We start from the raw sequence: 24064 nt of genomic DNA on the forward strand, positions 1-24064 counted from the left end.
GTGTTCAGCGCGGCTCTTAGCGCTCGGTGATCGCGATCATCTGCTCGAGCGCCCGCCGTGCGTCGCGGACCAGCACGGCGCGCTCGGCCTCGGACAGGCGCTCGCGCGCGCCGGTGTGCTCGTTCACGGCGTCGCCCGGCAGCACGTGGTTCAGGTCGGGCGGCATGCCCTTGCGCAGCAGGTCGAGGATCGCGACCAGGTGCGGCGGGTCGTTCCGCGACATCGTTGCGCAGCCGCATCCCATGCCCCCGAACTGCTCGCGCGGGACGTCGGCCATGTTGACGACCTCGACACCGCGGAGCGCGCCTTGTTCGCGTGCGTTCCGCACGAAATGCCCTTCGGTCGCGATGGCGAGCTTGTCGCCGGGCTCGGCATCGGTCATCGCCTTCCAGAGATAGCTCGTCGAGCCGGCGCCGTCGGCGACGTCGACGACGACCTTGGGGCACTCCGGGTGGACCAGCACGCGGTAGCCGCGGCCTCGCCAATACGCGACCTGTGACGGTGTGAAGACCGTGTGAACGCCGCAGAAGCTGCCCCAGAGCACCATGCGCGCGCGGTCGAGCCGATCGCGCGCGGCGGCGGGCAGGGCGGCGACGGTCTGCGCCGCGCCGTCGAGGCCGCCGGGCCACTGGAAGAGCGCGTCCGGACCGAGCCCGCACCATCCCGCGGCGACCTCGCCGAGATGGCGATCGGGGACGAAGAAGATCTTCTTGTGCTGCTGGAGCGCCCAACCCACTACGGCCCTGGCGTTGGAGCTCGTGCAGACGGCGCCGCCCGTCCGGCCGGCGAGCGCCTTCACGCGTCCCGAGGTGTTCATGTAGGCGACCACGAGGAGATCCTCGCCGTAGCGCACCCGTAGATCGTCGAACACGGGCTCCACCATGGAGTCCTTCGCCAGCATCTCCATCGTGCAGCCGGACTTCGGGTTGGTGATCCAGACGTCCTGATCCGGGTGCGCGAGGATCGCGATCGACTCGGCCATGAAGTGGACGGCCGACTCGACGAAGATCTTCACCTCGGGATGCCGCTGGGTCTGGAGCGCGAGCTGATACGAGTCGGCGATGTGCCCGCCATAGCGCTCGACGAGCTTCACGATCTCGCCGCCCATGTAGTAGTGCGCCAGGAGCATCACGCGGTCGCCGAGCGCGGCGAGCGCCGGGCGGATGTACGCGTCCATCCACGGCAGCACCGTTTCCGGGAGACGGTCGGGGAGGGCGAGGTACTCCTCGGCGTACGGTTGGAGCTCGGGCTGATACCAGTCGAGGGGGAGATCCGTCTGGCAGATCGGCATGTTCGGTACGAGCCGGATGCCGCTGCCGGGGACGTCGGACGCGTGCTGGGTCGGAATCGCCATCTCTGCAGTCGTCGCTACCAGGCGCGCCGATGCGATGCCATCGGAGCGCGCGGCTCAACGCGCGCGGTCGGCGTCGGCCTCGCGCTCGAAGTCGCCGCTCGCGCCGTCGGCCGCTGGCCCGGGATAGTACTCGGCGAACACGGCGTGCATCTCGTCGAACGGCACGTCGACGTGGGTCCCGCGGTCGCGGAGGTACTCCATGTGGCGCTCACCGGCGGTGTCGAACGGGTGCAGGACGCTGTCGGACACTCCGTCGAACTCGAGCGGCTTCACGCCGAATCGATCGCACAGGGAGCGGTTGAACGTCGGCGTCGCCTTCACCCACCGATCGTCGAGGAAGAGCTCCGTGAAACCGTGGAAAACGAAGACGTCCGTGCCCATCTGCGCCCGGAGGCGCTCGGTCGTGAGGTGGTTCCGGACGTCGGCGAAGCCGAGCCGCGCCGGGATGCCGACGGCGCGCGCGGCGGCCGCGAGCACGACCGCCTTCGCGACGCAGAATCCGGCGCCGCGGGTGAGGACGCTCGAGGCGCCGAGGAAGTCGGGCGTGAGGACGACGCCGTAGGGGTCGTAACGGATCTCGTCGCGGACCGCGTAGAAGAGACGCACGGCGCGTTCGCGATCGTCGGCGGCCCCCTCGGTGACGCGGGCGGCGAAGGCGCGGACGGCGGGGGCGTCGCTCTCTACGCAGGGGGACGGCTGCAGGAAGGGGGCGAGCTCGGGCGTCGGCATCGGGTCTCCTCGGTCGGGCGTCATGGCGTCCGGGGGTGGTAGCAGCTCGGCGGAGCCGACGGTACCTGGGCCTGAAAGAAGGTCCCGCCGGGGCGTGGCCGGGACTCAAGAGTCTCCGCGAGCCTGTCGATGTGTACCGGCGAGTGGCCGTGCCCGTTTCCGATTCGTGCGTTTCCCGGACCGCTTACCGGTCCGAGACGACCGCCGCCTTGCGGCAGCGCCTGGCGGTCGCCCTGGGGATCTTCGTCCTGTTCATGGGGGCCGGAACCTTCTTCGAGGTCGTGCGCTACCCGGAACGCATGCGGCCTGCCTTGCTGCTCTACACCGTCGAGGCCGGCATCGCGGTCGCCGGCGTGGTGCTCTGCCGCCTGCCGCGCTTCGACGCCTGGTCCGCGCCGATCGCGCTCGGAATCGGCGTCGGCGAAATGGCCTCCATCTGCGCCTACCACGCGATGGTGGGGGCGCAGGCCGAGCGCGTCACGACGATTCTCGGCGGCCTGCTGAACCTGCTCTCCGTGCTCTGTCCATGGGGCTGGGCGGTGCAGGCCTGGGCCGCGGCCGGCGCGGTCGCGAGCTTCGCGGCGGCGGCGCCGTTCCTGGTCACCACCGACGCGCTCGTGTTTCCGGGCATGGTGCTCCTCTGCGTCGCGACGACCTCGGTGTGGGCGGCGTTCTTCCTCGACCGCTATCGCTTCGAGGCCTTCACCCACGCCGCGCTACAGAGGGAGGAGGCTGAGATCGCAGCGCCGCTCGCGCGGATCAGCGAGACGCTGAGCCGACACCTCGGCCAGGCGGACGTGCTCGATCAGGTCAATCGCCTCGTGCGCGACGCGCTCGGGTGCGATTGGAGCAGCTTGTACCTCTTCGATCCGCATCGCTGCGTGTACTGGCTCGCGTCGAACGTCGGCTCGCCGCCGGACGTGGAGGCCGAGCTGACAGAGCTCGAGTTTCCGCCGACGAGCCTGGCGCTGATCCAGGCGCTGGCGCCCGGCGAGCTCATCGAGATCGCCGACGCCGACGACCAACCATGGGTTCCCGCCGCGCTGATGCGTCGCCTCGCGGTCGCGTCCGCGCTCTATGCCCCCGTCGTCCGCGGCGAACAGATCATCGGGGTGCTCGCTCTCGGGTACGTCGGCCGCCGCGGTGCCTTCTCGAGTCGGCAGCGCCGGCTGGCGCTCGGCATCGCGCACGTCACGGCGACGACGCTCGAGAACCGCCGGCTGATCGCCGACCTTCAAACGGCCAACCGCCTCAAGTCCGAGTTCGTCGCGACGATGTCACACGAGCTCCGCACGCCCATCAACGTCATCATGGGGTACACGGAGATGCTCGCCGACCGGGCCGTGACCGTCGACGAGTCCGCGTTCGATGACACGCTCGACCGCATCCGAACCCAATCGGTCGAGCTGTTGAATCTCGTGAGCGCCACCCTCGACATGGGGCGACTCGAGTCGGGACGCGAGAGCCTGACCCTCGACACGATCGCGCTCGACCCCCTCTTCGCGGAGCTGGCACGCGAGCTCGACGCGTTGACGCCCCCGAGCGTGCAGCTCCGCTGGCGGAACGGCGTGGATCGGGTCGCGATCGTGAGCGACCGCGCGAAGCTGAAGACGATCCTGAAGAATCTGGTCGGGAACGCGCTCAAGTTCACTGACGCGGGAACCGTCGACGTGACTGCGCAACGTATCGACAGCTGGGTGCGCTTCACCATCCGGGACACCGGCATCGGCATTGCGCCCGAGCACCTCTCGGTGATCTTCGAGATGTTCCGGCAAGTGGACTCGTCGTCGACCCGGAAGTTCGGCGGCGTGGGGCTCGGGCTGCACATCGCCCGGCGCCTTGCGGAGCTCCTCGGCGGGACGATCGCGGTGGAGAGCGCGGCGGGAGCGGGGTCGATGTTCGCGGTGACGATCCCGGTCGAACGGCTCACCGACCGCCTCGCCTCGTAGCGTGCGGTACGGCCGCGCCGCCGGCCGACGCCAGAAGCGCGAACGCCCGCGTCCGGTGGACCCACCGGACGCGGGCGTCCAGACGCGACCTGGCGGCGCGCTTACTTCACGATCTCGAGGAGCTCGATGTCGAAGACGAGGGTCGAGCCGGGCTTGATCTGCGGCGGGCGGCCCTGGTCGCCGTAGGCGATGTCGGAGGGACAGATCAGCTTCGCCTTGCCGCCGACCTTCATGAGCTGCACGCCCTCGGTCCAACACTTGATGACGCCGTTCAGCGGGAAGGTGGCGGGCTGGTTGCGCTGGACGGAGCTGTCGAAGACGGTGCCGTCGGTGAGCGTGCCGGTGTAGTGCACCTTCACCTTGTCGGTCGCCTTCGGCTGCTCGCCCGTGCCGGCTTTGATCTCTTGGATCACCATGCCGGACGCGGTCTTGGTGGCGCCTTTCTCCTTGGCGGCCTTCTCGAGGTACTCCTGGCCGGCCTTCTTCTCGGCCGCCGCGGTCGCCGCGGCGTTCGCGGAGATCCGGTCGCGAAGCTTCTGCTGCATCTTCGCAAAATTTTCCTTGACGTCTGCTTTCGGCTCCTTCTTGAGCGCTCCGTCCTCGAACCCCTCCTTGACCTTGGCGAACTCCTCGGGCGTGAGGTTCAACATCGAGAGCTGCTGGCTCAGGTTGAAGCCGAGGGCGTAGAAGCCCTTGTCGTCATCGGTCTTCAGCTCCGGATCGGCGGCGAACGCCGGGATCGTACACACGAGCGTCGCGCACACCAGCAACGCGGTTCGAACACGCAACATCAGGGACTCCTTTCAAAATGCGGGGGTGACCTCGAGAATCCGAGCGTACTATCCGCGTTGCGCGGCGCGCGCAATGCCTCTATACGACCGCGATCGAGTCCCACCGGCAAGCGTCGATCTTCGGTCCCCGCGAGATCCTGCGCGGCGTTTTCGGCTACGAGGACTTCCGTCCCGGCCAGGAGAAGATCATCTCGACCGTCGTCGGCGGCCGCGACTGCATCGGCGTCATGCCGACCGGCGCGGGAAAGTCCCTGACCTTCCAGATTCCGGCTCGCATCCTGCCAGGCACCGTGCTCGTGGTGAGTCCGCTCATCTCGTTGATGAAGGATCAGGTCGACGCGCTCACGCGCTACGGCTTCCGCGCGACCGTCCTCAACTCGTCGATCGACTACGAGACCCGACGCGACCGCCTCGAGCGCTTGCGCGCCGGCGAGTACGAGCTCGTGTACGTCGCCCCCGAAGGGCTCGAGGGCAGCCTCCGGACGATGCTCGCGCAGACGCCGATCTCGCTCGTGGTGGTGGACGAGGCGCATTGCATCTCGGAGTGGGGGCACGACTTCCGGCCGGCGTATCGACGCCTCTGCGGGTTGAAGCAGGAGCTCGGCGGCGTGCCGGTCCTGGCCCTCACGGCGACGGCGACGCGCAAAGTGGCCGGGGACATCATCCGGCAGCTCGGCATGGTGAAGCCCGACGGCTTCAAGGGCTCGTTCTTTCGCGCCAACCTCCGGCTCTGGGCCCACAAGAAGGGCGACGGCCGCGGCTCGCGGCAGGATCTGCTCGGTTACGTGCGGGGACGCGCGGGCGAAAGCGGCATCATCTATTCGTTGAGCCGGAAGAACGTCGACACGCTCGCCGCATTCCTCGCCGCGAACGGCGCGCGTGCGCTGCCGTATCACGCCGGACTCGACGAGGAGACGCGCGCGCGCCACCAGGACGCGTTCGCTCGGGACGAGATCGACGTCGTGGTGGCGACGATCGCGTTCGGCATGGGCATCGACAAGTCGAACGTTCGCTACGTCATCCACCGGGAGATGCCGCGCTCGATCGAGGGCTACACCCAGGAGGTCGGGCGCGCCGGACGCGACGGATGCGCCAGCGACTGCATCTTGCTGTACTCGTGGGCCGACGTCATCGCGCACGAACGGCTGCAGAGCACGATCGAGGACGCGACCGTCCGCAACGCCGCGCGCGCGAAGACCAAGGCGATGTTCGAGCTCGCCGACGCGCCCGGCTGCCGTCATCAGCGTCTGGTGGCCACCTTCGACGAGACGATCCCGCCGTGCGGCGAGTCGTGCGACCACTGTCGGGGCGAGTCCCTCGGCGACGTGCTCGTCGGGGCGCGCGCGAGCGGAAAGGCGATGCGCGGCGGCGCCGGCGGGGCGAAGACCGCGGCGGCGGACGCGCCGCTCGCGGGCGCCGCCGCGGCCCTGTTCGAGCGCTTGCGCGTGCTCCGTCGCTCACTCGCCGACGCGGAGGGCGTGCCCGCGTACATCGTCTTCAGCGATGCCGTCCTGGCGCGCATGGCGGCGACGCGTCCGGCCGACGACGCGGGACTGCTCGCCGTCCCGGGCGTCGGTCCCGCGAAGCTTGCGCGCTACGGCGCCGCGTTCCTGCAAGCCATCCAAGAGGGAGATCCTCATCGATGACGACGTCCCCACCGCCCTCGACGCGCCCAAGCGTCAAGACGACGCCCCCCGCGGGTCCGCTCGCACGCGCCCTCGCGCGCGCCTGGCTCTGGTTTTTCGGCTGGAAGGTCGAAGGGGAGCTGCCGCCCGGCATCAAGGCGGTCGCGATCGCGTATCCGCACACCACGAACTGGGACATGCCGTTCATGCTGGCCGTGGCGTATCGCCTCGGCGTGCGGCCGTCGTGGCTCGGAAAGCGGCAGATCTTCCGCACGCCCTTCGGCGGGTTCATGCGATGGCTCGGCGGCATTCCCGTCGACCGGAGCGCCCGCACGAACATGGTGGCCCAGGTGGTTGAGCGCTTCGCCGGCATCGACCGCCTCTTCCTCGTGGTGCCGCCGTCGGCGACACGCCACAAGGCGGCCCACTGGAAGTCGGGCTTCTACCACATCGCGCGCGGCGCCGGGGTGCCGATCCTCTGCACGTTCCTCGACTACACCCGCAAGGTCGGTGGGATCGGCGCCGTGGTCCACCCGACGGGCGACGTGCGCGCCGACATGGACGTCATCCGGGCATTCTATCAGGGGATCGAGGGCCGCTACCCCGAGAACCAAACCCCGATCTACCTTCCCGAGGAGGACCCGCCGCAGGCCCGGGCCGCCGGGGGCGCCGGACCGGTCGGCTAGATGGGATGAAGCGGCGGGCCACCACGTGGTGGGGGCCAGCCGCTTCATCTAGGAACCTCCGCGCCGCGTACGCCTGGGCGCGGGGGCGAGCAGCCGGCGGCGGCCGCTCCGGAGTGCGCGGCAGGAACGGCCGCGTCGGAGGGACGATTTTTCCCATGGGCGGACGCGGATACGGCTCGGCCGGCCGTTTCGCCGCTGGCATCGAACCTGCTGTCACCGGGGCATGGCGTATCGGTCATGGATTCGCGGACGGCTCCGGGCCTCGTTGGTCGGGGCGGTGGTGTTCACCGTGGCGGCGGGGGCGGTCGGGCTGCTCGATCCGACGGCGCTCGTGATCACCATCGGCGGCGGGCTCGGCGTCACGGCGATGACGTTCTCCCGCGAGCGCATCGCGCGCGCGTGGCAGCTGGTCCAGGCGGCGCTCGAGGAGCCCGCGGATCCCGAAGATATCCTCGCGACGCTCAAGCGCTATGCCCGCATCCACCGGCTCGAAGGGGCGCCGGCGCTCGAGCGCGCGGCGGCGCAGGCAGACGATCCGTTCCTGTGCGCGGCGATCATGCTCGCGACCGAAGGGCGCGACGACGAGGGGCTCGCGGGGGCGCTCGCCGGCGAGGTGCGGCGAGCGTCGGTGGAAGGTGAGAACGCGCGTCAGGTGGTGCTGCTGCTCGGGAAGCTCTTTCCCGCCTTCGGCCTCATCGGGACGCTGATCGGGCTCGCCCACCTGCTGCACAACCTCGGCAACGCGACGAATCTCGCCGCCATCGGTCCGGGACTTGGGATCGCGGTCACGACGACTCTCTACGGCGCCGTGCTCGCCAACGTGGTCGTCCTGCCGCTCGCGACGAAGCTGCACGCGCACCTCGACCGCCGCCACGCGACGATGCAGTTGATTGCGGACGGCACGTTGATGGTGCAACGCAAGGAATATCCGACCCGCATCGAACAGATGTTGCGCGGGGCGTTCGCACTGCCGACGCGCGGCGATGCCTCGTCCGCCGCCCTGACCCTCGCCGACCGTGCGGCCTGACCCGCGAGCGCGGAGCGCCGGGGCGTCCTTCCTCGAGGAGGACTCGAACGGCTGGCTCGTGACCTTCAGCGACCTCGTGCTGCAGCTCTTCGCCTTCGTCCTGGTGGCGGCGGTGCTCGGGGGCGGTGCGGGACCGATCGCGGCGCCGCGTTCGCCGCGCGCGGCGCTGCGGCAGGTCGTGTCCGCGCCGCCGCTCGTGGAGGCGCCGACGCGGCGCGGGCCGGACGCGCTCTCGCTGGCGCGCTTCGAAGAGCCGCCTGTGATGACCGTCTCCACGGCGCCGGCGGAGTCGGCGGTACTCGGCGCGGCCGCGGCCGTTCCCGGCGCGCGTTCTGAGCCAGCGACCGAGTCTCCAGCGCGCGTCGCCGCTGCGGTCGTCGTGCCGCCGAGGACGGGCGTCACGGCCGCGCCTGCCCGCTCGCTCGCGAGCGAGCTCGAAGCGTTCGTCACGGCGGAAGGGCTCGAAGAGGTGGTGCACGTCGCCGTCAAGGGCGGCGGCGTCATCCTCTCAATCGGCGACACGATCGGCTTTGCCTCCGGCAGCGCGGAGCTCCTGCCGGACACCGGCGCGGTGCTGGACGCCGTACGGGCGCTCGTGGCGGCGCGGCCGGATCTCGTCGTGGAGGTCTCGGGGCACACCGACGACCGTCCGTTGCACGCGGGGCCGTTCCGCTCGAATCTCGACCTCTCGCTCGCACGCGCCGCGCGCGTGGCGCACGCCTTGGCGGCCGACGACCCGGCGCTCACGAGCCGCGTCTTCGCGGCCGGCTACGGCGACGCGCGGCCGGTGGCGCCGAACGATGGCGCCGACGGCCGCGCGCGCAATCGCCGCGTCGAGCTGCGCCTGGTTCCCGGGCGCGACTCGGTATCCTGATCAGCGCCGCCCGGGCGCGGCGCCCGCGCGCTTCGGGTCGGGCAGGGCGTTGCGGCAGACCTTGACGAGCTCGTTCACGTCGAGGGCGGACGACCGCATCATGCGTTCGGCGATGCGAGCGAGCGATGCGCCGGTCGCGTCGCCGTGGACGATCAGCGTCAGCACGCGGCCGCTCTCCGGGCCGAGCGCGTCGAGGAACTCGACGGCGGGTTGGCCGGCCTGCCGCACGTCGATCACGACCGTGTCGGGGCGCAGGATGGCGAGCAGATCGAGCGCCTGCTTCTCGTCGCATGCCATCGAAACGGAATGGCCCGCCTTCACGAGCGCCGCTTTCGCCGCCATGAATCCGTCGATGTCCTCGGTGAGGAGGATCGTACGTCGGTTGCCGCGGCCGGCGCCCTCGACGGCGGCCGCGATCTCGGCGGCGCTCGGCGGGGTCACGAAGCAGCGGAGCGGACCGAGGATCCGGCTGCCGGACTCGGCATGCGAGGCGTAGCCGACCAGCGGTACGCCGCTCTCGCCTGCCGCCGTCATCTCGGCGATGCGCCCGCCGTCGCAGCCCGCGAGGTTCAGCACCGTGACGCTGCCGCGTCCCGCGGGGATCGCGCTCGCGAGCGCGGTCTGGATGTGGTCGCGGAGGATCGGATCGGGCTCGAGAACGCGGTGCTGCGCCGGATCGCCCGAGGTCGGCAGAACGGCGCGCGGCGCCGCGAGCTCCGGCCCGGCCTCGGGCTCGGGAGCGGTTGTCGCGGCCGGTGGCGACGCGGGCGCGGCGGGCGTCGCGGACGATGCGACGGCCGCGGCGTCGGCGACCGGAGACGCGGCGCAAGCGGCACCGACCGGGAGCTTCGCCGCCAGCACCTCCTCGAGCGATGCGAGCCGCGACGCGAGCAGGTTGCGGTCTTCCTCCGTGATCGCGAGCTGGGCGGCGAGCCTCCGGTGCTCCTGCTCGAAGCTCGCGAGCCGATCGGTGAGCGCGCTCCGCTCGCGCGCCGTCGCCTGCCGCTCGGCGTCCATGCGCGTGACGACGCCGCGCAACTCTTGCAGCGTCGCGTCGAGCGCGGAGCGCTCCTCGGAACGCTCGGCGAGATCCATCGCGCGGGGCCGGTCGTCGGCCGCCGCGCGCTCGCGGCGGTCGATCCACGGTACGCAGATGAGCGGCGACGGAGCCACGTCCGGGGCGGGAAGCGGCGTCGCGCCGCGCTCCTCGCGCGCCCACATGAGGGTCGAGAGTGCGAGGGACAGGACGGCATAGGCGAAGGAGGGCGCGAGCAACGCCTCGGAGGCGAGCGGCGCGGTGCCGCCGAGCACGAGCAGCACGCCGACCGGCAGATGCCAGCGGTAGAGCGGCACGGCGGCTACCGAGGACACCGGGCGGCGCTGATCCGTTCCGATCAAGCGCCGGATGAACGGATCCTGCGCGGGCTCGCCGACGACGTAGATCTTGCGGTCGACGAGCGCGCGGAGCGGCATCTCCGAGGTTTCCTCGTCGCCCCAGCGGAGCACGCCGAGCGCCTCGGCGCCCGCGACTGCGAGCCCGCGCGCGGCGGCGAGCGTCAGGACCGCGTCCTCGCGGCGGTAGAGCAGCAGTGCGCCCGCCGGCGCTTCGAAGAGATCGAGCACCGCCGGAAGCGCGTCCGCCGTCAGGGTGTCGAGCGGCACTTGGCGGAGCTGCAGCTCGACGATGCGAACCACCGCCGCGAGCGCGGGCCCTTCGATGGCGTCGTTCGGCGCGCGCGACGGCGGATCGGGAGCCGGATCGCGCACGATCCGGCTGAGTCCTGTCGGAGCCATCGCCATCGGGGGGTCCGACCAAGCTAGCACGCGAGGTCGCGGCTGCCGCCTGTGATTATCTCCGGCGCGTGATCGCGCGCCGCCGGCATGCGCGATGCGTTGTAGTCTTCCGAAGCGCCGCCGCGCGGCGCGGTCGTACTACTCGCCGCAGGCCGTGCTGCAGTCGCGGCCGGTCCCGACCGTGCCGCCGATCGCGGTGCAGCGCTCGGCGGATGCCGCGATCTCGCAGCGCGGAACCATGCACTCCGTCACCCGATCGCACCTGCGCTTGGTGCCGGTGCACGTGCCGTCCTTCGCGCCGTCCCCGGGCTTCGAGTCGCCCGCGCAATCGCGCTGCTTCGCGACGCAGCAAGTGACGGTCTCGGCCGCCTTGCCGCAGGCCGATCGGGACGCGAGCCGGCGGATCTTCGCGACGCAGGCGCGCGGGACCGATCCGCAGCTGCGCTTGCCGTTCGCGTCGGGTCCGCAGGCGCTGAGCTCGCGGAGCTTCCGGGTGACGCACCGGACGTGGTCGGCGTGGCTCCCGACCCCGTCACAGGGGCAGGCGGCGTCGAGGGCGGCCTTGGCCTCCTTCTGCGCGGCCTCGCAGTCGACGTCCGTGGCGCGCGCGTGGGCGGGGCCGGCGGCCAGGAAGGTCAGCGAAAGGGCGAGAGCGGCTATCGAGCCCAGCGTCTTGGTCATGGATGGAGTCCTCCGGAGGGATTGGCAGCAGCCACTATCGTATGCCGTCCGTGACCGGGCAAGCGTCCTTCGCGGGCCCTGCCGGCGCCAACGCCGTGACGCCGAGCCAACGAAGTGGCGCACGCCCGACGGGCCGCCGATCGCCAACGACCGAGATTCCAAGGATTTCCGGTCATGCCGGGTGGCATATCAGTTGCTCCCGTACCAGGCAGAGCTTTGTCGTCACTTCGCCAAACCGGAGGACCGTTGAACATGGAAGCCGAGAACATCCGCACGTTGCGCCACAATCTGGGTCTCACGCAGGAAGAGTTCGCGCACCGCCTCGGGATCACCGTCGCGACCGTGAACCGCTGGGAGAACGGTCACAACAGCCCGACCCGCCTCGCGCGCAAGGCGCTCTACGACCTCGCGTCCGAAAAGGGTGGCCCCGGCCCGCAACTGAACACGCCGTCCGAAGGCTGAGCGGGCTCGCATGCTCCGGGGACCGAGTCCGCGCGACGGCCGGCCCCTCACGATCCTGCTGGTCGAGGACAATCTCGACCACGTGGTGATCACGCGTCAGGCCGTGACGTCCATCCTGCCGTGCGAGGTCGAGGTCGTGGGCGACGGCGCGAAGGCGGTGGAGCGACTCGCGGAATCGCCGCAGGTGCGGCCGCGGCCGGATCTGATCCTGTTGGATCTGCACCTGCCGCTGATGAACGGCATCGACGTGCTGCGGTGGATCCGTCGCGACCCGACCTTCCACGGCACGCCGGTCATCGTGCTCACCGCCGCGGGTGACGACGAGACGCTGATCCTCGACTGCTACAAGAGCGGCGCCAACAGCTTTTTGCCGAAGCCGGCGACCGATCACCGGTTCGCCGAGGCGTTGCGCGTACTCACCGGGGCACCGCCGCCGGACGCGGAGGCGCCCGGCGCGGCATGAAGCGGGGGAGGGCGCTCGCCTTAGCGGCGACCGCCCGAGCGGCCCCCCGACGGCCGGAAGTTCGCGAACGCCTCGCTCCCCGGGCGAATCGCCCTGGTGTCGAAGAAGCGTTCCGGCTTCTTCGGGAAGCAGAGCCGTTCGTGGGTGCGCTTGATGCGTTCGCGCAGGATCGACGAGTCGCGCGAGCTCTCGCCGGCGCGGCGCAGCTCCTCCACCGAGAGCTCCATCGTCGCTTGCTGATGGCCGCGGGCGAGGCCGAGCGAGAGCAGGTGATCCTGCGGGGTCGGGCCGTCGTTCAGCTGGATCTGCAGCCGCTTGTCGACGGTGCGGACGATCTTCCGGAGGAGATTCTGTGACTCGGTCTCGAGATCTTGATGGCGCATCGGGTGGTTCCTTCCTGCGTGGCGTGGTTGGCGGCCGCTCACCGCGAAAAGCGGGGAAGTGTAGGAGCCGCCCGCCGAGGTGTCAAGGCGAGGCGAAGCGGATGGTTGCCATCGCGGTCGCGCCAGCGGCGACCGTCACCGCCAGCTCGCGGCGGCCGAGAGTGGGGTGGAGGGCCGCGAGGGTGTACGCGCCCGCGGGCACGTTCGGGAGCCGGAACGTTCCGTCCGCTCCGGTCACGACGAAGTAGGGATGGGGGACGACGCTCAACTCGAGCCGCATCCACGGGTGCACGTCGCAGCGGACCGTCGCCATGACCTCGGGCGCGTCGAGGACCATCGTCCGCTCCGTGGACGGGCCGGGCAGGCCGAAGTTCCAGCGCGCGTTGGCGCGCGGCTCGCCGTGGACGTTGTGGAGCGTGTCGTCGCTGCTTTTGAACACGATCGGCTGCCCGACCTGCGCCGCCGCCACGCGCGGCACGTAGCGGCAGCCGCGTTGGTCGATCACGACGGGCGCCGTCGGCGGCGCGAAGACGCGATCCTCGAGCCCGGACGCGACGTAGACGAACGCGTCGGCGAGGCCGCCGTCCGCTCCTTCGACGTCGCGAACGACGAGGCCGCCAGGGTGTGCGGCGGCGCAGGTCGGGTCGCTCTCCATTGCGATCGTGCGGGGCGGGGGAGGAACGCCCTCGAAGAGGACGCGTCCGGCGATCGTCCCGGTCGTCGCCGGGTCGAGCGGCGTCGGCGTGCCGACGACCCGCGGCGTCGGCGGCACGCGCTCGCATCCGAGCACGGACGCGAGCGCGAACAGCAGCACGAGGGTCGGCTTAGAAACCTTGGACCTTCGCCGCGCGATCGTAGATGTGGTAGACGATCGCCCACCCCACCAGCACGATCACGCCGAGCGTGATCGGATTGGACGCCCACGTCGCGTGCTGCGCGATCATCATGAAGATGAGCGGCACCGACAGGTAGGTGTTGTGCTTCGAGCGCAAGCCGGCGAGCGCCACGTCGTCGGGATTGGGCGCGGTGCCGTTCTTGGTCGCGGTGATGATCGCGCGCTGCAACGGCCAGATCCGGAACCACACGTTGAAGGCCATGATCGTGCCGAAAGTCGCGCCGAGGTGGATCGAATAGCCGCGGAAGCCGAAGCCGCCGACCCACTGGAACACGAAGAGCAGCACGGTCGCGAGCACGACGCCCGCGCCGAACGCGGTCTGCGGGTCTTTCAGGGGCCCCTTCGCGAGCGGGTCGTAGATGAAGGGCGCGACCAGCACGAGCACGAGCATCAGGCCAGGAAGGATGCCGAGGCCGGCGTCGGCGTCCTGGAGCGCGAGCTTGTGATGGTAGAAGAGGTACAGCAGCAGGTAGATGCCGGTCACCCACGTGAAGGCGGCGCCCCAACGGAACCAGTAGAGCGCGCGCGGCATCAGCTCGGGGACCAGCTTCTTCTTGGTCTCGCCGTCGAGCTTCGGCATCACGTTCGCGTTCACCCAGTTGAAGAAATAGAGCAGGCCGATCCACAGGACTCCCGCGACCACGTGGATCCAGCGGAAGAGCGACTCGACGATTGGCATCACTTCCATGACCCCACCTCCTGCGCGATTTCGCGACGGGCTTAGAGCCGCTCCCCAGGGTTGTCAAGTTTGGGAACGGAGCGCGCGCACGCTGGCCAGGCGCGCCGTCGTGGGGTAAACCGCCAGAGGCCGACCGGGATGGAGAGATGGCCGAGTGGTCGAAGGCGCACGCCTGCTAAGCGTGTGTAGGGGTAACACTCTACCGAGGGTTCGAATCCCTCTCTCTCCGCTCTCCCGCCGACCGGCAGCGGCTCCGGCCGTCGAGTGAGACGGACGGTCGCCGCGCACCCGCGCTGACAAGTGCGTGCGGGTCCGGCGTCGTCGTCGTGGCGGTCGCCGCCGGGCGGGACGGCGGACGCCGCCGCGTCCGCCGTGACAAGTCGCGTGGGGGCCGTGCCCGCCTCGGATTTCCGCCGCGTGCGCGGGGCCGCGCCGCGCAATCGCGCGTGCCCCACGTCATGGCACTCGCGTTGCACCGTGCCGTCCCGAACTCGTCTGGAGGAGGATGGCATGAAGTCCACGATGATCGCGATCGGATCGGCCGTGGCCGCGGTGCTCGCCGCGGCCACGGCGTTCGCGCAATGCGAGCTCAGCTGCGCGGCTGAGTGCCGACAGGAGTCGGCGGTCTGCATGAGCGCCGCGAACCTGGAGGGCCGGATCGGCCGTCAGCAGTGTGAGGCGGACGCCGCCGACGCCCGCGTCATCTGCGACAGCGACGCGATCGACGCGCGCGCCGACTGCGTCGGGCTCTGCGGGGTCGACCTGAAGCAATGCGGCGGAGCCGCCAAGGCCGCTCTCAAGCAGTGCAAGGAGCAGGCGAAGATCGAGCTTGCCGGCTGCGAGAACGAGGTCGCGACGCAGCTTGCCGCCGACCGCCAGGCGTGCTCCGAGGATGCCGCCGACTGCGGCGCGAGCTGCGTGGAGTAGCGGACCGACTCCCCCCGACGCCGGCGCGCAGCACGGACCGTGCGCGCCGGCGAGGCTCCTCGCGCCGGGAATGACGCCGACGCTCCCGCTGCACGATCGGCCGCGGGCCATCGGGCCGTCTCGGAGCCAACCGGAGCCCGCCGAAGTTGACGGCCGCCGACCCGGCTAGTAGGGTGCGCCCCTTCACGCGCCCATAGCTCAGTTGGATAGAGCGTTTGACTACGAATCAAAAGGTCGCAAGTTCGAATCTTGCTGGGCGCATTGAGCGATTCGGGTAGCGGCGCGGCTGCACCGGATCCGTGACGGCGAGCCGAGTGGGAGGCCGCGGCACCGCATCCCGCCTCGAGCGCCCGCGAGGCTCGCCGGTCGCGTCGTGCGGGCCACCTCGGACGCCGCCTCAGGTGGACCCGGCGGGCTGCTACCCTCGTTTTCCGCGTCGTCTCGGGTGAATGCCGGACGCGCGCATCCTGCGCGCCGAACGTGCTCCGGATAGCGTCGTTGCATGCCTGGCTTGCGCTCCGTGGCTCGGGGCGCGCCGTACCCCCGCCGGCGCGCACCAGCCGTCGATCCCGGTACGACGGTCACGGCGATCGCCACCGTCATGGTGGCGGTCGCACTCTACGCCCTCGTGTGGTGGGTGCTCGGCGCGACCGACGACGATGGCGAAGTCTTCGGCTCCGCTCCGGCCGCCCCCTTCGTTGCCGGCGCCGAGAGCGGCGCGCCGTCCGGCTCTTCGCGGGCGTGATCTTCGGTCGTTCCGGGTCGGGCCGATACAAGGGTGACGACGCGCCCGACCGATGCCGCGGTGCGTGGCATCGGTCGGGGCGGCGAGCGTGTCCGCGCCGTCGTGCTCGCCGAGTCAGCTCTCGGCGCAGCCCATCACCGCCTTCACCTCGAGGAACTCCTCGAAGCCGTACGCGCCCCATTCACGGCCGTTCCCGCTCTGCTTGTAGCCGCCGAAGGGCGCGGCGAAGTCGGCGCCCGCGCCGTTCAGGTGGACGTTCCCGGTGCGCAGCCGCGATGCGACCCTGAGCGCGTGTTCCGGGTCTCCCGACGCCACGTATCCCGAGAGGCCGTACACGGTGTCGTTGGCGATGCGGATCGCCTCCTCCTCGGTGTCGTAGGGGAGGATCGACAGCACCGGCCCGAAGATCTCCTCGCGCGCGATCGTCATGTCGTTCCGCACGTTCGCGAACACCGTCGGTCGCACGAAGTATCCCCGCGCGAGGCCGTCGGGACGGCCGGGACCACCCGCGACGAGCTCGGCGCCCTCCGCGATGCCCTTCTGGATGAGGCCCTGGATCTTGTCGAACTGCGCTTTGCTGACGACCGGGCCGATCTGCGTGTCCTCGGCGTTCGGATCGCCCGCGATCGTCGCTTCGGCGGCGGCCTTCGCGATCGCGACCGCCTCGGCGTGGCGCTTGCGCGGCACCAGCATGCGCGTCGGGGCGTTGCACGACTGGCCGCTGTTCATGAAGCAGCTTCGGATGCCGCCCTTCACCGAGCGTTCGAGGTCGGCGTCTTCGAGGATGACGTTGGCCGACTTGCCGCCGAGCTCCTGCGCGACGCGCTTCACGGTGTCGGCGGCGTTCTTCGCGACCTGGACGCCGGCGCGGGTCGAGCCCGTGAACGACATCATGTCGATGCCCGGGTGGGAGGACAGCGCGACGCCGACCGTCGGACCGTCGCCGTTCACCAGGTTGAAGACGCCCGCCGGGACGCCGGCCTCGTGCAGCACCTGCGTGACGAGGATGGCGTTCAGCGGCGCGATCTCGCTCGGCTTCAGCACCATGGTGCAGCCGGCGGCCAGGGCGGGCGCGACCTTGCACATGATCTGGTTCACCGGCCAGTTCCACGGCGTGATGAAGCCGCAGACGCCGACCGGCTCGTGCAGGATGCGCGTCGTGCCCTTGTTCTCGACGAAGCTGTAGCCCTTGAGAACCTCGATCGTCTGCATCAGGTGGGCCAGACCCGAGGGCGCCTGCGCCGCGTTCGCGAGCCACATCGGCGCGCCCATTTCGAGCGAAATCGTCTCGGCGAGCTCGCCGAGCCTGGTCTGGTAGACCGCCATGATGCGCTCGAGCAACGCCACGCGCTCCTCGCGCGTCGTGCGCGAGAAGGTCTCGAAGGCCTTCCGCGCGGCGGCCACCGCGCGATCGACGTCGGCGGCGCCGCCGACGCTGATCCGCCCGATCACCTCTTCGGTGGCCGGCGACACGACGTCCAGGGTCTTCGGAACGGCCGGTTTCACCCACTGGCCGTCGATGTAGAAGTCGAGATGTTCGCGCATGGTGCTGCTCCTCCTCGTGGAAAATCGCTCCGATCGATGTCGCAGAGGCCCGGCCTCCATGCAAGCGCGCGGCCACGTAGGACCCTCGCCACGGCCTGTGGTATGGGTGCGCGATGGCTCGTGAGACCGTGCTTCTCGAGATCCGTGACGGCGTGGCGATCGTCACCTGGAACCGCCCCCGCCAGCGCAACGCCTTCAACCGCCAGATGTGGTGCGAGGGGCGCGATCTGCTGCGCGAGCTGCTCGGCGACTCCCGCGCGCGCGCCGTCGTGGTGACGGGCGCCGGCGACGCCTTCACCGCGGGCCAGGACCTGAGCGAGATGTCGGCCGCGCCCGGCGACGCCGAGCATCCGTTCGGCGGTTTCATGGACGTGCTCGTCGACTTCGACAAGCCGCTGCTCGCGGCGGTCAACGGCGTCGGCGTCGGCATCGGGCTCACGATGCTCCTCCATTGCGACGTGGTGCATCTCGCGGAGGAGGCGCGGCTCCGGGCGCCGTTCGTGCCGCTCGGCGTGGTGCCGGAGGCGGCGGCGAGCTTCATGCTGCCGCTGATCGTCGGGTACCAGCGCGCGGCCGAGGTGCTCTACACGGGCGACTGGATCGACGCCCGGCGCGCGCTCGAGCTCGGGCTCGCGTCGCGCGTCTCCACGCGCGCGGAGCTCCTGCCGTCGCTGCTCGCGCTCGCGGCCAAGATGGCGGCGGGCCCGATCGGCTCGATCCGCCACACCAAACGCCTCCTGCTGGCGACGCGCGCCGAGCAGATCCGCGCGGCGCGGGTCCGCGAGGACGCCGGCTTCGTCGAGCGCGTCGGGACGCCCGAAAACATGGAGGCGATCATGGCGTTCTTCGAGAAGCGGCCGCCGGACTTCTCGAAGCTCTGACGCCGACCGGGGTGGAGCCGTGGGGGCGGACGCCGGGGTGCGCGGCTCCCCGACAGGACGGAGACCCACGACCGCCGGGACGCCGCGCGGCTGCCCGTCACCGTTCGTCGCGCTCGCGGCGCCGCGCGCCCGCCGTGCCGGCGATCACCGTGCGGATGTCCGCGGCCCAGCCCGCGGCGTCCTCGGGCGGGCGGAAGGACCAGCTGGTCGCCGACCTGCCGCTGCCGGCGCGGAGACTCAGCCGCTCGTGGTCGCGCGCCACCGTGTAGACGCCGGTCGAGCGCGGCGTGATCTCGAGCCAGAAGTAGTCGCGTTGGTGGATGGCGACGCTCCGCTCGGTCACGACGATCGAGGCGACGCTCTCCTCCCAGCCCGCGTCGCGCGCGCCGCTGTCGTGGGTCCGTCGCATCGGCAGGTCGATCGCGCGGCGCACGACCCGCTCCGACTCGAAGCGCTGCTGCTGCGCGTCGCTGAGCGTGCCCGTCGTGCGCTGGCACGCGGCGAGGAGCAGGAGCGCGCCGACCGTGATCCGGGTGCGCGGGCACGCCGCCGGCATCGTCACAGCGGCAGGTCGCCGGTCGCCTTCCGGCTGCTTCCGTGCTCCCGCCAGGCCGCGAGCGTGCGCTGAGCGATGCGCATCTGGTGCACCTCGTCGGGGCCGTCGGCGAAGCGCGCCCAGCGCGCGTGCTGGAACATGTGCGCGAGCGGAGTGTCGGTCGAGTAGCCGAGCGCGCCGTGCACCTGGATCGCGCGGTCGATGATGCGGCCGAGCGCGTTCGCCACGAAGTGCTTCGCCATCGACACCTCGGAGACGAAGTCGAGGCCGCGGTCGATCTTGTAGGCGGCGTGCAGCACCATGAGCTTGCACTGGTAGAGCTCCATGGTGGAGTCGGCGATCATCCACTGGATGCCCTGCTTCTCGGAGAGGAGCGAGCCGTGCGCGAAGCGCTTGGTCGCGCGGTCGACCATCATTTCCATCGCGGTCTCCGCCTGCGAGATCCAGCGCATGCAGTGCGCGAGGCGTGCGGGCCCGAGCCGATACTGTCCGAGGCGATGTCCCTGGCCGCGGCCGCCGAGCACGTTCTCGTTCGGCACGCGCAGATCCTCGATGCGGATCTCGGAGTGTCCGGTCGCGCCGTGCATCGTCTCGACCTCGCGTACGCGCGTCCAGCCGGGCGAGGGGAGGTCGACGATGAAGCCGGTGTTGGCGGCCTGCGGCCGCTCCGGGTGATCCTCGGTGCGCGCGATCAGGATCGCGAAGCTCGCGCGCCGCGCGTTCGAGATGAACCACTTGTGCCCGTGCACGACCCAGTCGTCGCCGGCGCGGACAGCCTTGGTCTGGATGAGCGTCGGGTCGGAGCCCGCGACCTCGGGCTCCGTCATGGCGAAGCAGCTCATCACGTGGCCATCGCAGAGCGGCCGGAGGTACTTCTCCTGCTGCGCCGGGGTCGCCCAATGGAGGAGCGTGTGCATGTTGCCCTCGTCGGGCGCCTGGCAGTTCAGCACCCAGGGGCCGTAGGAGGCCTTCGCCGCCTCGGCCTGCACCATGGCGAGCTCGACGTGGCCGAGCCCCATGCCGCCCCATTCCTTCGGCATGTGGGGAAGCCAGAGGCCGGCGGCTTTGGCCTCGGCGCGCATCGCGAGCAGCAGCTTCACGTAGTCGCTGCGCTCGATCGTGTCCTTGTTGCCGATCTTGGCCTCGCCCGGGCGGACGACGTTCTGGATGAAGTCGCGGACGCGGGCACGGATGGCTTCGAGCTCGGGGCTCAGCGTGAAATCGACCGCCATGGGTTCATTTCTCCTCGAGGGGAGGTCCTATCACGCCCCGCCCCGGTTGAAGACACATCGGCCGTCGTGCAGAAGACGATGCGTGCGATCACGACTCGTGGGGGCGTGCTTCGTGGCCATGGCGACGATGGTGCGCGGTCCGGGCGGCGCGGCGGCGCAGCCGGCGGCGGCGGGCTGGCAGGGCTATGCCAACGCGTGGATCGCGTCGCACGCGCAGCGGGTCCACGGGCAGGCCCCGCGCGACGTCCGCAAGAGCTGCGAGGGCGACGTGGACGGTGACGGACACACGGACGTGGTCGTGATTTACACGATCGAAGGGGTTGGCGGCGGCAACGACTGGACGCAGTACGCTACCCTCCTCACCTCGACGCCCCGGGGCTACGGCGCCTCCATGCCGAAGGAGGTCGGCGGCAAGGGCGTACGCGTCGTCGAGGGCTGTACGATCGGTGCCTCGAGCGTCGAGCTCGCGCTCAAGACCTACGGCCCGCAGGACGCGTCGTGCTGCCCGAGCGTCCCCGGGAAGGCGCGTTTGGCGTTCGCCGCCGGCGCGCTCTCCGAGGCGCCGGCGCCGGCCGCGCGCGGGAAGTGACGCCTCCGGCGCGGCGATCCCGCCGGTACGGATTCGATGCGGCAACCAGGCGTCTCCCGCGCCTCGTGCACGGCCGCCGACTCCGTGCATGGCTGCCACGCGGGGGTCCGGCGCCGCGCGTGCGCTTGGCGCTGCGGCACGCGATGGCGTCCGCCCGATCGACCGGCGTGGGATCCGCGCCGGCGCGCGGCGTCCATGTGCACGTCGGGACTCGGCTCGTGCGCTCCGGGCGCGCGCGCCGTCGGGGCAATGCCGCCGCGGTCGGCGCGGAGACCTGCCGCGTGGCATCCAACTTGAAAACCCGGCGCCACATGCGTCCGATCATCGACGGGGTCATGCGTCAGCTCGCCGGGGCCACGGTGGAGCCGCAGCGCATCCTGAAGCTGCACCCCATCTCCCGCGACCTCGCGGCCGGCCTGCTCTCGCGCAGCACGTACGTCGCTTGGCTGAGCCAGCTCTTCTTCGTGCACCGCGCCCTCGAATGGCATCTCGGCCGCCTGCGCGCCGTCGTGCCCGCGCTCGGCTTCGTCGTGCGCGACCACTACTTCCACACGCCGGCCATCGCGTCGGATCTCGCGTGCTTCGGCGTCGGGCTGCAGCGGCTCACGCCGCTCGCGTCGACGAGCGTGCTCGTCGAGATGATCGACGGCCTGGCGGTGCGCGCGCCCCTGTCGCTGCTCGGGATCGCCTACGTGCTCGAGGACGCCAAGAACGGCGGCCGCCAGATGGCGAAGCGCGCCCGCCTCGCGTACCGCCTGCCGCCGGGGCAGGGCGTTCAGTTCCTGGATCCGTACGGCGAGGCGCAGCGTCAGCGCTGGCTCGACTTCAAGATCGACATGGAGGCGACCGGCTTCGAGTCGGCGGAGGTGAAGGTGATGGCGGACGCCGCCAGCATGATGTGCAAGGGCATGACCCACGTGTTGGACGAGATCACCGCGGTCGAGCGCGTCACGCGCCGCGCGCCCGCGGTGTAGAGCTCACGTCATCGTCAGCGAGACGTCGGGGCCGCCGCGCAACGTGTGGCCGCCGTCGACGGCGAACACCTGGCCCGTGATCCAGGACGCGGCGTCGCTCAGCAGGAACGCCGCCGTCGCGGCCACATCCTCCACCGTCCCGAGGCGGCCGAGCGGCATCAGCGACTCGTAGTTGGCGCGCGCGAGTGGATGGGAGGCCAGCGGCGCGGCGAGGTCGGTCGGCACGAGGCCGGGGCGGAGCGCGTTCACGCGGATCCCGTGCTCGCCGAGCTCGTCGGCGGCGCAACGGGTGAGCATCTCGACGCCCGCCTTCGATACGCAGTAGGCGCTCATCAGCCGGTGGGTGAGCACGCCGGCGATCGACGACACGTTCACGATGCTGCCGCCGTTGCCGAGCTTCAGCATCGCGGCGGCCTCGTGCTTGAGGGCGAGCATCGTACCGTCGAGATTCGTGCGCAGCACGAAGGCCCACGACTCGAAGGGCTGATCGGCGACGCCGCCCACGCTGCCCGTGCCGGCGGCGTTCACGCCGTAATCGAGTCGCCCGAAGCGGTCGACGACCGCGGCGACGGCGCGCTCGACGTCGGCCTCGTTACCGACGTCGCCCGCGACCGTGAAGGCTTCGGCGGAGGCGGGAAGGGCGCTCGCGGCACGCGCGAGCTTCTCGCCGCCGCGGCCCATGAGCGCGATGCGCGCGCCCGTCGCCGCGAGCGCGGTCGCGATGCCGAGCCCGATGCCGCTGCCGCCGCCCGTGATGAAGCCGACCTTCCGTGCCGTGTTCGCCATGGTGTGCCTCCGGGCGGCTTCTTTCGCACGGCGGCTCGCGGCTGCCAACTCGGCGCGCGCGGGGGGCGGCGTTACGGTGAATGCGTCCGGCGCGCCGGGGCGAGGCTCGCCGCGACCGCAGCGGCGAGCGGCGCCACCTCGTCGGCGTCGAGCGTGGTGATCGTGATGCGGATGGCGGGACCGCTCGCGATCCGGTAGCGCTCGCCCGCGTTCACCGCGTAGCCGGCAGCGAGGAGGCTCCGCACGACGGGGACCTCCTCCGGTACCGGGACCCAGACGTTCAGCCCGGAGCGTCCGTGCGCGGCGACGCCGTGGCGCGCGAGCGCGGCGATCAGCTCGGCGCGGCGTGCGGTATAGGCGGCGGCCGCCCGGGCGACGAGCGCGCTGGTCGCGGCGTCGGCCCAGAAGCTCGCGACCAACCGTTGCAGCACGTGGCTCACCCATCCGGCGCCGATGAGCTGGCGCCCTTCGACCCGGGCGATGGTGGCGGCGTCGCCGCTCAATACGGCGAGGCGGAGGTCCGGACCGAGGGACTTCGAGACCGACCGCGCCACCACCCAGCGGGCGCGCTCGGCGTCGCAGAGGGTGGACGCCGGCGTGCCGGCCACCGGCCCCGCGTGGTCGTCCTCGATGACGAGCACGTCGGGATGCTTCTTCAGGAGGCGACGGAGCTCGCCGGCGCGGGCGGCGTCGAGCGCTGCGCCGCTCGGGTTCTGGGCGCGCGGCGTCACGATGCAGGCGGCGACCCGGCGGTGGAGGGCGCGCGCGAGCGCGTCCGGCACCATGCCGGCGTCGTCGAGCGCGACCGGCTCAGGCACGAGGCCGAGGGCCGCGACGAGGTCGATCACGCCCGGATATCCGGGATCCTCGATCGCGATGCGGTCGCCGGGACGGAGGTGCGCCTGCAGCGCGCGCTCGATGCCGTCGAGGGCGCCGCCCACGACGGCGAGCGCGTCCGCCGGGATGCCGTCGTGGGCGAGTCGCTCGGCCGCCAGGCGGAGGAGTTCCGGCAGGTCGGCGCGCTCGCCGTACGACCGCGGCTGCGGGTCGATCGTCGCGAGCGCGGCGCGGAGCGAGGGCAGCAGCGCGGGATTCGGGCTTCCGTTGGCGAGGTCGCGGACGTGCGCCGGCACCGTTGCGCTGGCCCGGGTCGGGAGCGGAGGGCGATGACGGACGCGCGTGCCGCGCCGACCGTCCGCTTGGAGGAGGCCGCGGCCGGTGAGGGTCCGGTACGCGGCGGCGACGGTGCTCGGACTCACCCGGAGGCGCGCCGCGAGGGCGCGGACGGCGGGGACCGCGGCGCCGCTCGCGAGACGGCCGTCGCGGATGCCCGCCTCGATGCTGCCCGCGATCGCGCTTGCGGTGGCGCCGGCGATTCCGTATCGTACTGTCACGTATTAACGTTTGTACCAGTACGAAAGGAGTACCGCAAGTGCC

At 71.2% G+C, this 24064-nt stretch carries 25 protein-coding genes and 2 tRNA genes; 14 read left to right on the forward strand and 13 right to left on the reverse strand.

Annotated elements, in window-relative coordinates; translation table 11 throughout:
- Positions 1-16: 16 nt before the first annotated feature.
- Together nadA and IT293_07485 are read right to left on the reverse strand one after the other, a co-directional pair.
- Positions 17-1354: a quinolinate synthase NadA gene (gene nadA / locus IT293_07480; protein MCC6764491.1), complete on the reverse strand. Its 1338-nt coding sequence runs from the start codon at positions 1352-1354 to the stop codon at positions 17-19.
- A 54-nt stretch (positions 1355-1408) separates the two neighbouring features.
- Positions 1409-2083: a transglutaminase family protein gene (locus IT293_07485; protein ID MCC6764492.1), complete on the reverse strand. Its 675-nt coding sequence runs from the start codon at positions 2081-2083 to the stop codon at positions 1409-1411.
- Positions 2084-2292: 209 nt separating this feature from the next.
- Between IT293_07485 and IT293_07490 the strand changes: the two genes are divergently transcribed.
- Positions 2293-4032, forward strand: coding sequence for a HAMP domain-containing histidine kinase (locus IT293_07490; GenBank protein MCC6764493.1), 1740 nt, complete (start codon positions 2293-2295; stop codon positions 4030-4032).
- 101 nt (positions 4033-4133) lie between these two features.
- Here IT293_07490 and IT293_07495 read toward each other — a convergent pair whose 3' ends face one another.
- On the reverse strand, positions 4134-4823 hold the full coding sequence (locus IT293_07495; GenBank protein MCC6764494.1) for an FKBP-type peptidyl-prolyl cis-trans isomerase: 690 nt from the start codon (positions 4821-4823) through the stop codon (positions 4134-4136).
- A 92-nt stretch (positions 4824-4915) separates the two neighbouring features.
- Between IT293_07495 and IT293_07500 the strand changes: the two genes are divergently transcribed.
- From IT293_07500 to IT293_07515, 4 genes are all read left to right on the forward strand, one after another.
- Positions 4916-6469, forward strand: coding sequence for an ATP-dependent DNA helicase RecQ (locus IT293_07500; GenBank protein MCC6764495.1), 1554 nt, complete (start codon positions 4916-4918; stop codon positions 6467-6469).
- Positions 6466-7134, forward strand: a complete 669-nt coding sequence (locus IT293_07505; protein MCC6764496.1) for a lysophospholipid acyltransferase family protein — start codon at positions 6466-6468, stop codon at positions 7132-7134. The genes IT293_07500 and IT293_07505 overlap by 4 nt, the downstream gene beginning before the upstream one ends.
- Positions 7135-7357: 223 nt before the next feature.
- A complete protein-coding gene (locus IT293_07510; protein MCC6764497.1) occupies positions 7358-8161 on the forward strand; it encodes a MotA/TolQ/ExbB proton channel family protein in 804 nt (267 codons plus the stop codon).
- Positions 8151-9035 (forward strand): OmpA family protein, encoded by an 885-nt coding sequence (locus IT293_07515; GenBank protein ID MCC6764498.1) that lies wholly within the window; start codon positions 8151-8153, stop codon positions 9033-9035. The genes IT293_07510 and IT293_07515 overlap by 11 nt, the downstream gene beginning before the upstream one ends.
- Here IT293_07515 and IT293_07520 read toward each other — a convergent pair whose 3' ends face one another.
- A complete protein-coding gene (locus IT293_07520; protein ID MCC6764499.1) occupies positions 9036-10829 on the reverse strand; it encodes a hypothetical protein in 1794 nt (597 codons plus the stop codon).
- 138 nt (positions 10830-10967) lie between these two features.
- Complete coding sequence (locus IT293_07525; protein ID MCC6764500.1) at positions 10968-11510, reverse strand: hypothetical protein; 543 nt, start codon at positions 11508-11510, stop codon at positions 10968-10970.
- A gap of 252 nt (positions 11511-11762) precedes the next feature.
- Here IT293_07525 and IT293_07530 point away from each other — a divergent pair, with 252 nt between their 5' ends.
- On the forward strand, positions 11763-11972 hold the full coding sequence (locus IT293_07530; protein ID MCC6764501.1) for a helix-turn-helix transcriptional regulator: 210 nt from the start codon (positions 11763-11765) through the stop codon (positions 11970-11972).
- A gap of 10 nt (positions 11973-11982) precedes the next feature.
- Positions 11983-12435 (forward strand): response regulator, encoded by a 453-nt coding sequence (locus IT293_07535; protein ID MCC6764502.1) that lies wholly within the window; start codon positions 11983-11985, stop codon positions 12433-12435.
- A gap of 20 nt (positions 12436-12455) precedes the next feature.
- Here the strand turns inward: IT293_07535 and IT293_07540 are convergent, their stop codons facing one another.
- From IT293_07540 to IT293_07550, 3 genes are all read right to left on the reverse strand, one after another.
- Positions 12456-12818, reverse strand: a complete 363-nt coding sequence (locus tag IT293_07540; GenBank protein MCC6764503.1) for a hypothetical protein — start codon at positions 12816-12818, stop codon at positions 12456-12458.
- Between the two features lie 82 nt (positions 12819-12900).
- A complete protein-coding gene (locus tag IT293_07545) occupies positions 12901-13632 on the reverse strand; it encodes a hypothetical protein (GenBank protein MCC6764504.1) in 732 nt (243 codons plus the stop codon).
- A 10-nt stretch (positions 13633-13642) separates the two neighbouring features.
- Positions 13643-14401 (reverse strand): urate hydroxylase PuuD, encoded by a 759-nt coding sequence (locus tag IT293_07550; GenBank protein ID MCC6764505.1) that lies wholly within the window; start codon positions 14399-14401, stop codon positions 13643-13645.
- A gap of 131 nt (positions 14402-14532) precedes the next feature.
- Here IT293_07550 and IT293_07555 point away from each other — a divergent pair.
- From IT293_07555 to IT293_07570, 4 genes are all read left to right on the forward strand, one after another.
- A tRNA-Ser gene (locus IT293_07555) sits at positions 14533-14621 on the forward strand.
- 281 nt (positions 14622-14902) lie between these two features.
- Positions 14903-15319: a hypothetical protein gene (locus tag IT293_07560; protein ID MCC6764506.1), complete on the forward strand. Its 417-nt coding sequence runs from the start codon at positions 14903-14905 to the stop codon at positions 15317-15319.
- A 187-nt stretch (positions 15320-15506) separates the two neighbouring features.
- A tRNA-Arg gene (locus IT293_07565) sits at positions 15507-15580 on the forward strand.
- Between the two features lie 241 nt (positions 15581-15821).
- Positions 15822-16064: a hypothetical protein gene (locus IT293_07570; GenBank protein ID MCC6764507.1), complete on the forward strand. Its 243-nt coding sequence runs from the start codon at positions 15822-15824 to the stop codon at positions 16062-16064.
- Between the two features lie 114 nt (positions 16065-16178).
- Here IT293_07570 and IT293_07575 read toward each other — a convergent pair whose 3' ends face one another.
- On the reverse strand, positions 16179-17609 hold the full coding sequence (locus IT293_07575) for an aldehyde dehydrogenase family protein (protein MCC6764508.1): 1431 nt from the start codon (positions 17607-17609) through the stop codon (positions 16179-16181).
- Positions 17610-17722: 113 nt separating this feature from the next.
- On the opposite strand from IT293_07575, the gene IT293_07580 reads away from it, so the two are divergent.
- Positions 17723-18490: an enoyl-CoA hydratase/isomerase family protein gene (locus IT293_07580; protein MCC6764509.1), complete on the forward strand. Its 768-nt coding sequence runs from the start codon at positions 17723-17725 to the stop codon at positions 18488-18490.
- Between the two features lie 97 nt (positions 18491-18587).
- On the opposite strand, the gene IT293_07585 is transcribed toward IT293_07580, so the two are convergent.
- Positions 18588-19046 (reverse strand): hypothetical protein, encoded by a 459-nt coding sequence (locus tag IT293_07585; protein MCC6764510.1) that lies wholly within the window; start codon positions 19044-19046, stop codon positions 18588-18590.
- A gap of 2 nt (positions 19047-19048) precedes the next feature.
- Positions 19049-20278: an acyl-CoA dehydrogenase family protein gene (locus IT293_07590; protein MCC6764511.1), complete on the reverse strand. Its 1230-nt coding sequence runs from the start codon at positions 20276-20278 to the stop codon at positions 19049-19051.
- Positions 20279-20360: 82 nt separating this feature from the next.
- On the opposite strand from IT293_07590, the gene IT293_07595 reads away from it, so the two are divergent.
- Positions 20361-20867 (forward strand): VCBS repeat-containing protein, encoded by a 507-nt coding sequence (locus IT293_07595; GenBank protein ID MCC6764512.1) that lies wholly within the window; start codon positions 20361-20363, stop codon positions 20865-20867.
- Between the two features lie 311 nt (positions 20868-21178).
- Entirely contained in the window at positions 21179-21841 is a 663-nt protein-coding gene (locus tag IT293_07600; protein ID MCC6764513.1) for a biliverdin-producing heme oxygenase, read from the forward strand.
- A 3-nt stretch (positions 21842-21844) separates the two neighbouring features.
- On the opposite strand, the gene IT293_07605 is transcribed toward IT293_07600, so the two are convergent.
- Positions 21845-22627: a glucose 1-dehydrogenase gene (locus tag IT293_07605; protein MCC6764514.1), complete on the reverse strand. Its 783-nt coding sequence runs from the start codon at positions 22625-22627 to the stop codon at positions 21845-21847.
- Positions 22628-22698: 71 nt separating this feature from the next.
- A complete protein-coding gene (locus tag IT293_07610) occupies positions 22699-24021 on the reverse strand; it encodes an aminotransferase class I/II-fold pyridoxal phosphate-dependent enzyme (GenBank protein ID MCC6764515.1) in 1323 nt (440 codons plus the stop codon).
- Positions 24022-24064: the final 43 nt, after the last annotated feature.

It is taken from the genome of Deltaproteobacteria bacterium (genome assembly GCA_020848745.1).
GTDB lineage: Bacteria > Desulfobacterota > Binatia > UTPRO1 > UTPRO1 > UTPRO1.

Coding starts and splice junctions, on each gene's coding strand:
- nadA (MCC6764491.1), bottom strand. CDS start 1,354: ATGGCGATTCCGACCCAGCACGCGTCCGACGTCCCCGGCAGCGGCATC.
- IT293_07485 (MCC6764492.1), bottom strand. CDS start 2,083: ATGCCGACGCCCGAGCTCGCCCCCTTCCTGCAGCCGTCCCCCTGCGTA.
- IT293_07495 (MCC6764494.1), bottom strand. CDS start 4,823: ATGTTGCGTGTTCGAACCGCGTTGCTGGTGTGCGCGACGCTCGTGTGT.
- IT293_07505 (MCC6764496.1), top strand. CDS start 6,466: ATGACGACGTCCCCACCGCCCTCGACGCGCCCAAGCGTCAAGACGACG.
- IT293_07510 (MCC6764497.1), top strand. CDS start 7,358: ATGGCGTATCGGTCATGGATTCGCGGACGGCTCCGGGCCTCGTTGGTC.
- IT293_07520 (MCC6764499.1), bottom strand. CDS start 10,829: ATGGCTCCGACAGGACTCAGCCGGATCGTGCGCGATCCGGCTCCCGAT.
- IT293_07525 (MCC6764500.1), bottom strand. CDS start 11,510: ATGACCAAGACGCTGGGCTCGATAGCCGCTCTCGCCCTTTCGCTGACC.
- IT293_07530 (MCC6764501.1), top strand. CDS start 11,763: ATGGAAGCCGAGAACATCCGCACGTTGCGCCACAATCTGGGTCTCACG.
- IT293_07535 (MCC6764502.1), top strand. CDS start 11,983: ATGCTCCGGGGACCGAGTCCGCGCGACGGCCGGCCCCTCACGATCCTG.
- IT293_07540 (MCC6764503.1), bottom strand. CDS start 12,818: ATGCGCCATCAAGATCTCGAGACCGAGTCACAGAATCTCCTCCGGAAG.
- IT293_07550 (MCC6764505.1), bottom strand. CDS start 14,401: ATGGAAGTGATGCCAATCGTCGAGTCGCTCTTCCGCTGGATCCACGTG.
- IT293_07560 (MCC6764506.1), top strand. CDS start 14,903: ATGAAGTCCACGATGATCGCGATCGGATCGGCCGTGGCCGCGGTGCTC.
- IT293_07570 (MCC6764507.1), top strand. CDS start 15,822: ATGCCTGGCTTGCGCTCCGTGGCTCGGGGCGCGCCGTACCCCCGCCGG.
- IT293_07575 (MCC6764508.1), bottom strand. CDS start 17,609: ATGCGCGAACATCTCGACTTCTACATCGACGGCCAGTGGGTGAAACCG.
- IT293_07580 (MCC6764509.1), top strand. CDS start 17,723: ATGGCTCGTGAGACCGTGCTTCTCGAGATCCGTGACGGCGTGGCGATC.
- IT293_07585 (MCC6764510.1), bottom strand. CDS start 19,046: ATGCCGGCGGCGTGCCCGCGCACCCGGATCACGGTCGGCGCGCTCCTG.
- IT293_07590 (MCC6764511.1), bottom strand. CDS start 20,278: ATGGCGGTCGATTTCACGCTGAGCCCCGAGCTCGAAGCCATCCGTGCC.
- IT293_07600 (MCC6764513.1), top strand. CDS start 21,179: ATGCGTCCGATCATCGACGGGGTCATGCGTCAGCTCGCCGGGGCCACG.
- IT293_07605 (MCC6764514.1), bottom strand. CDS start 22,627: ATGGCGAACACGGCACGGAAGGTCGGCTTCATCACGGGCGGCGGCAGC.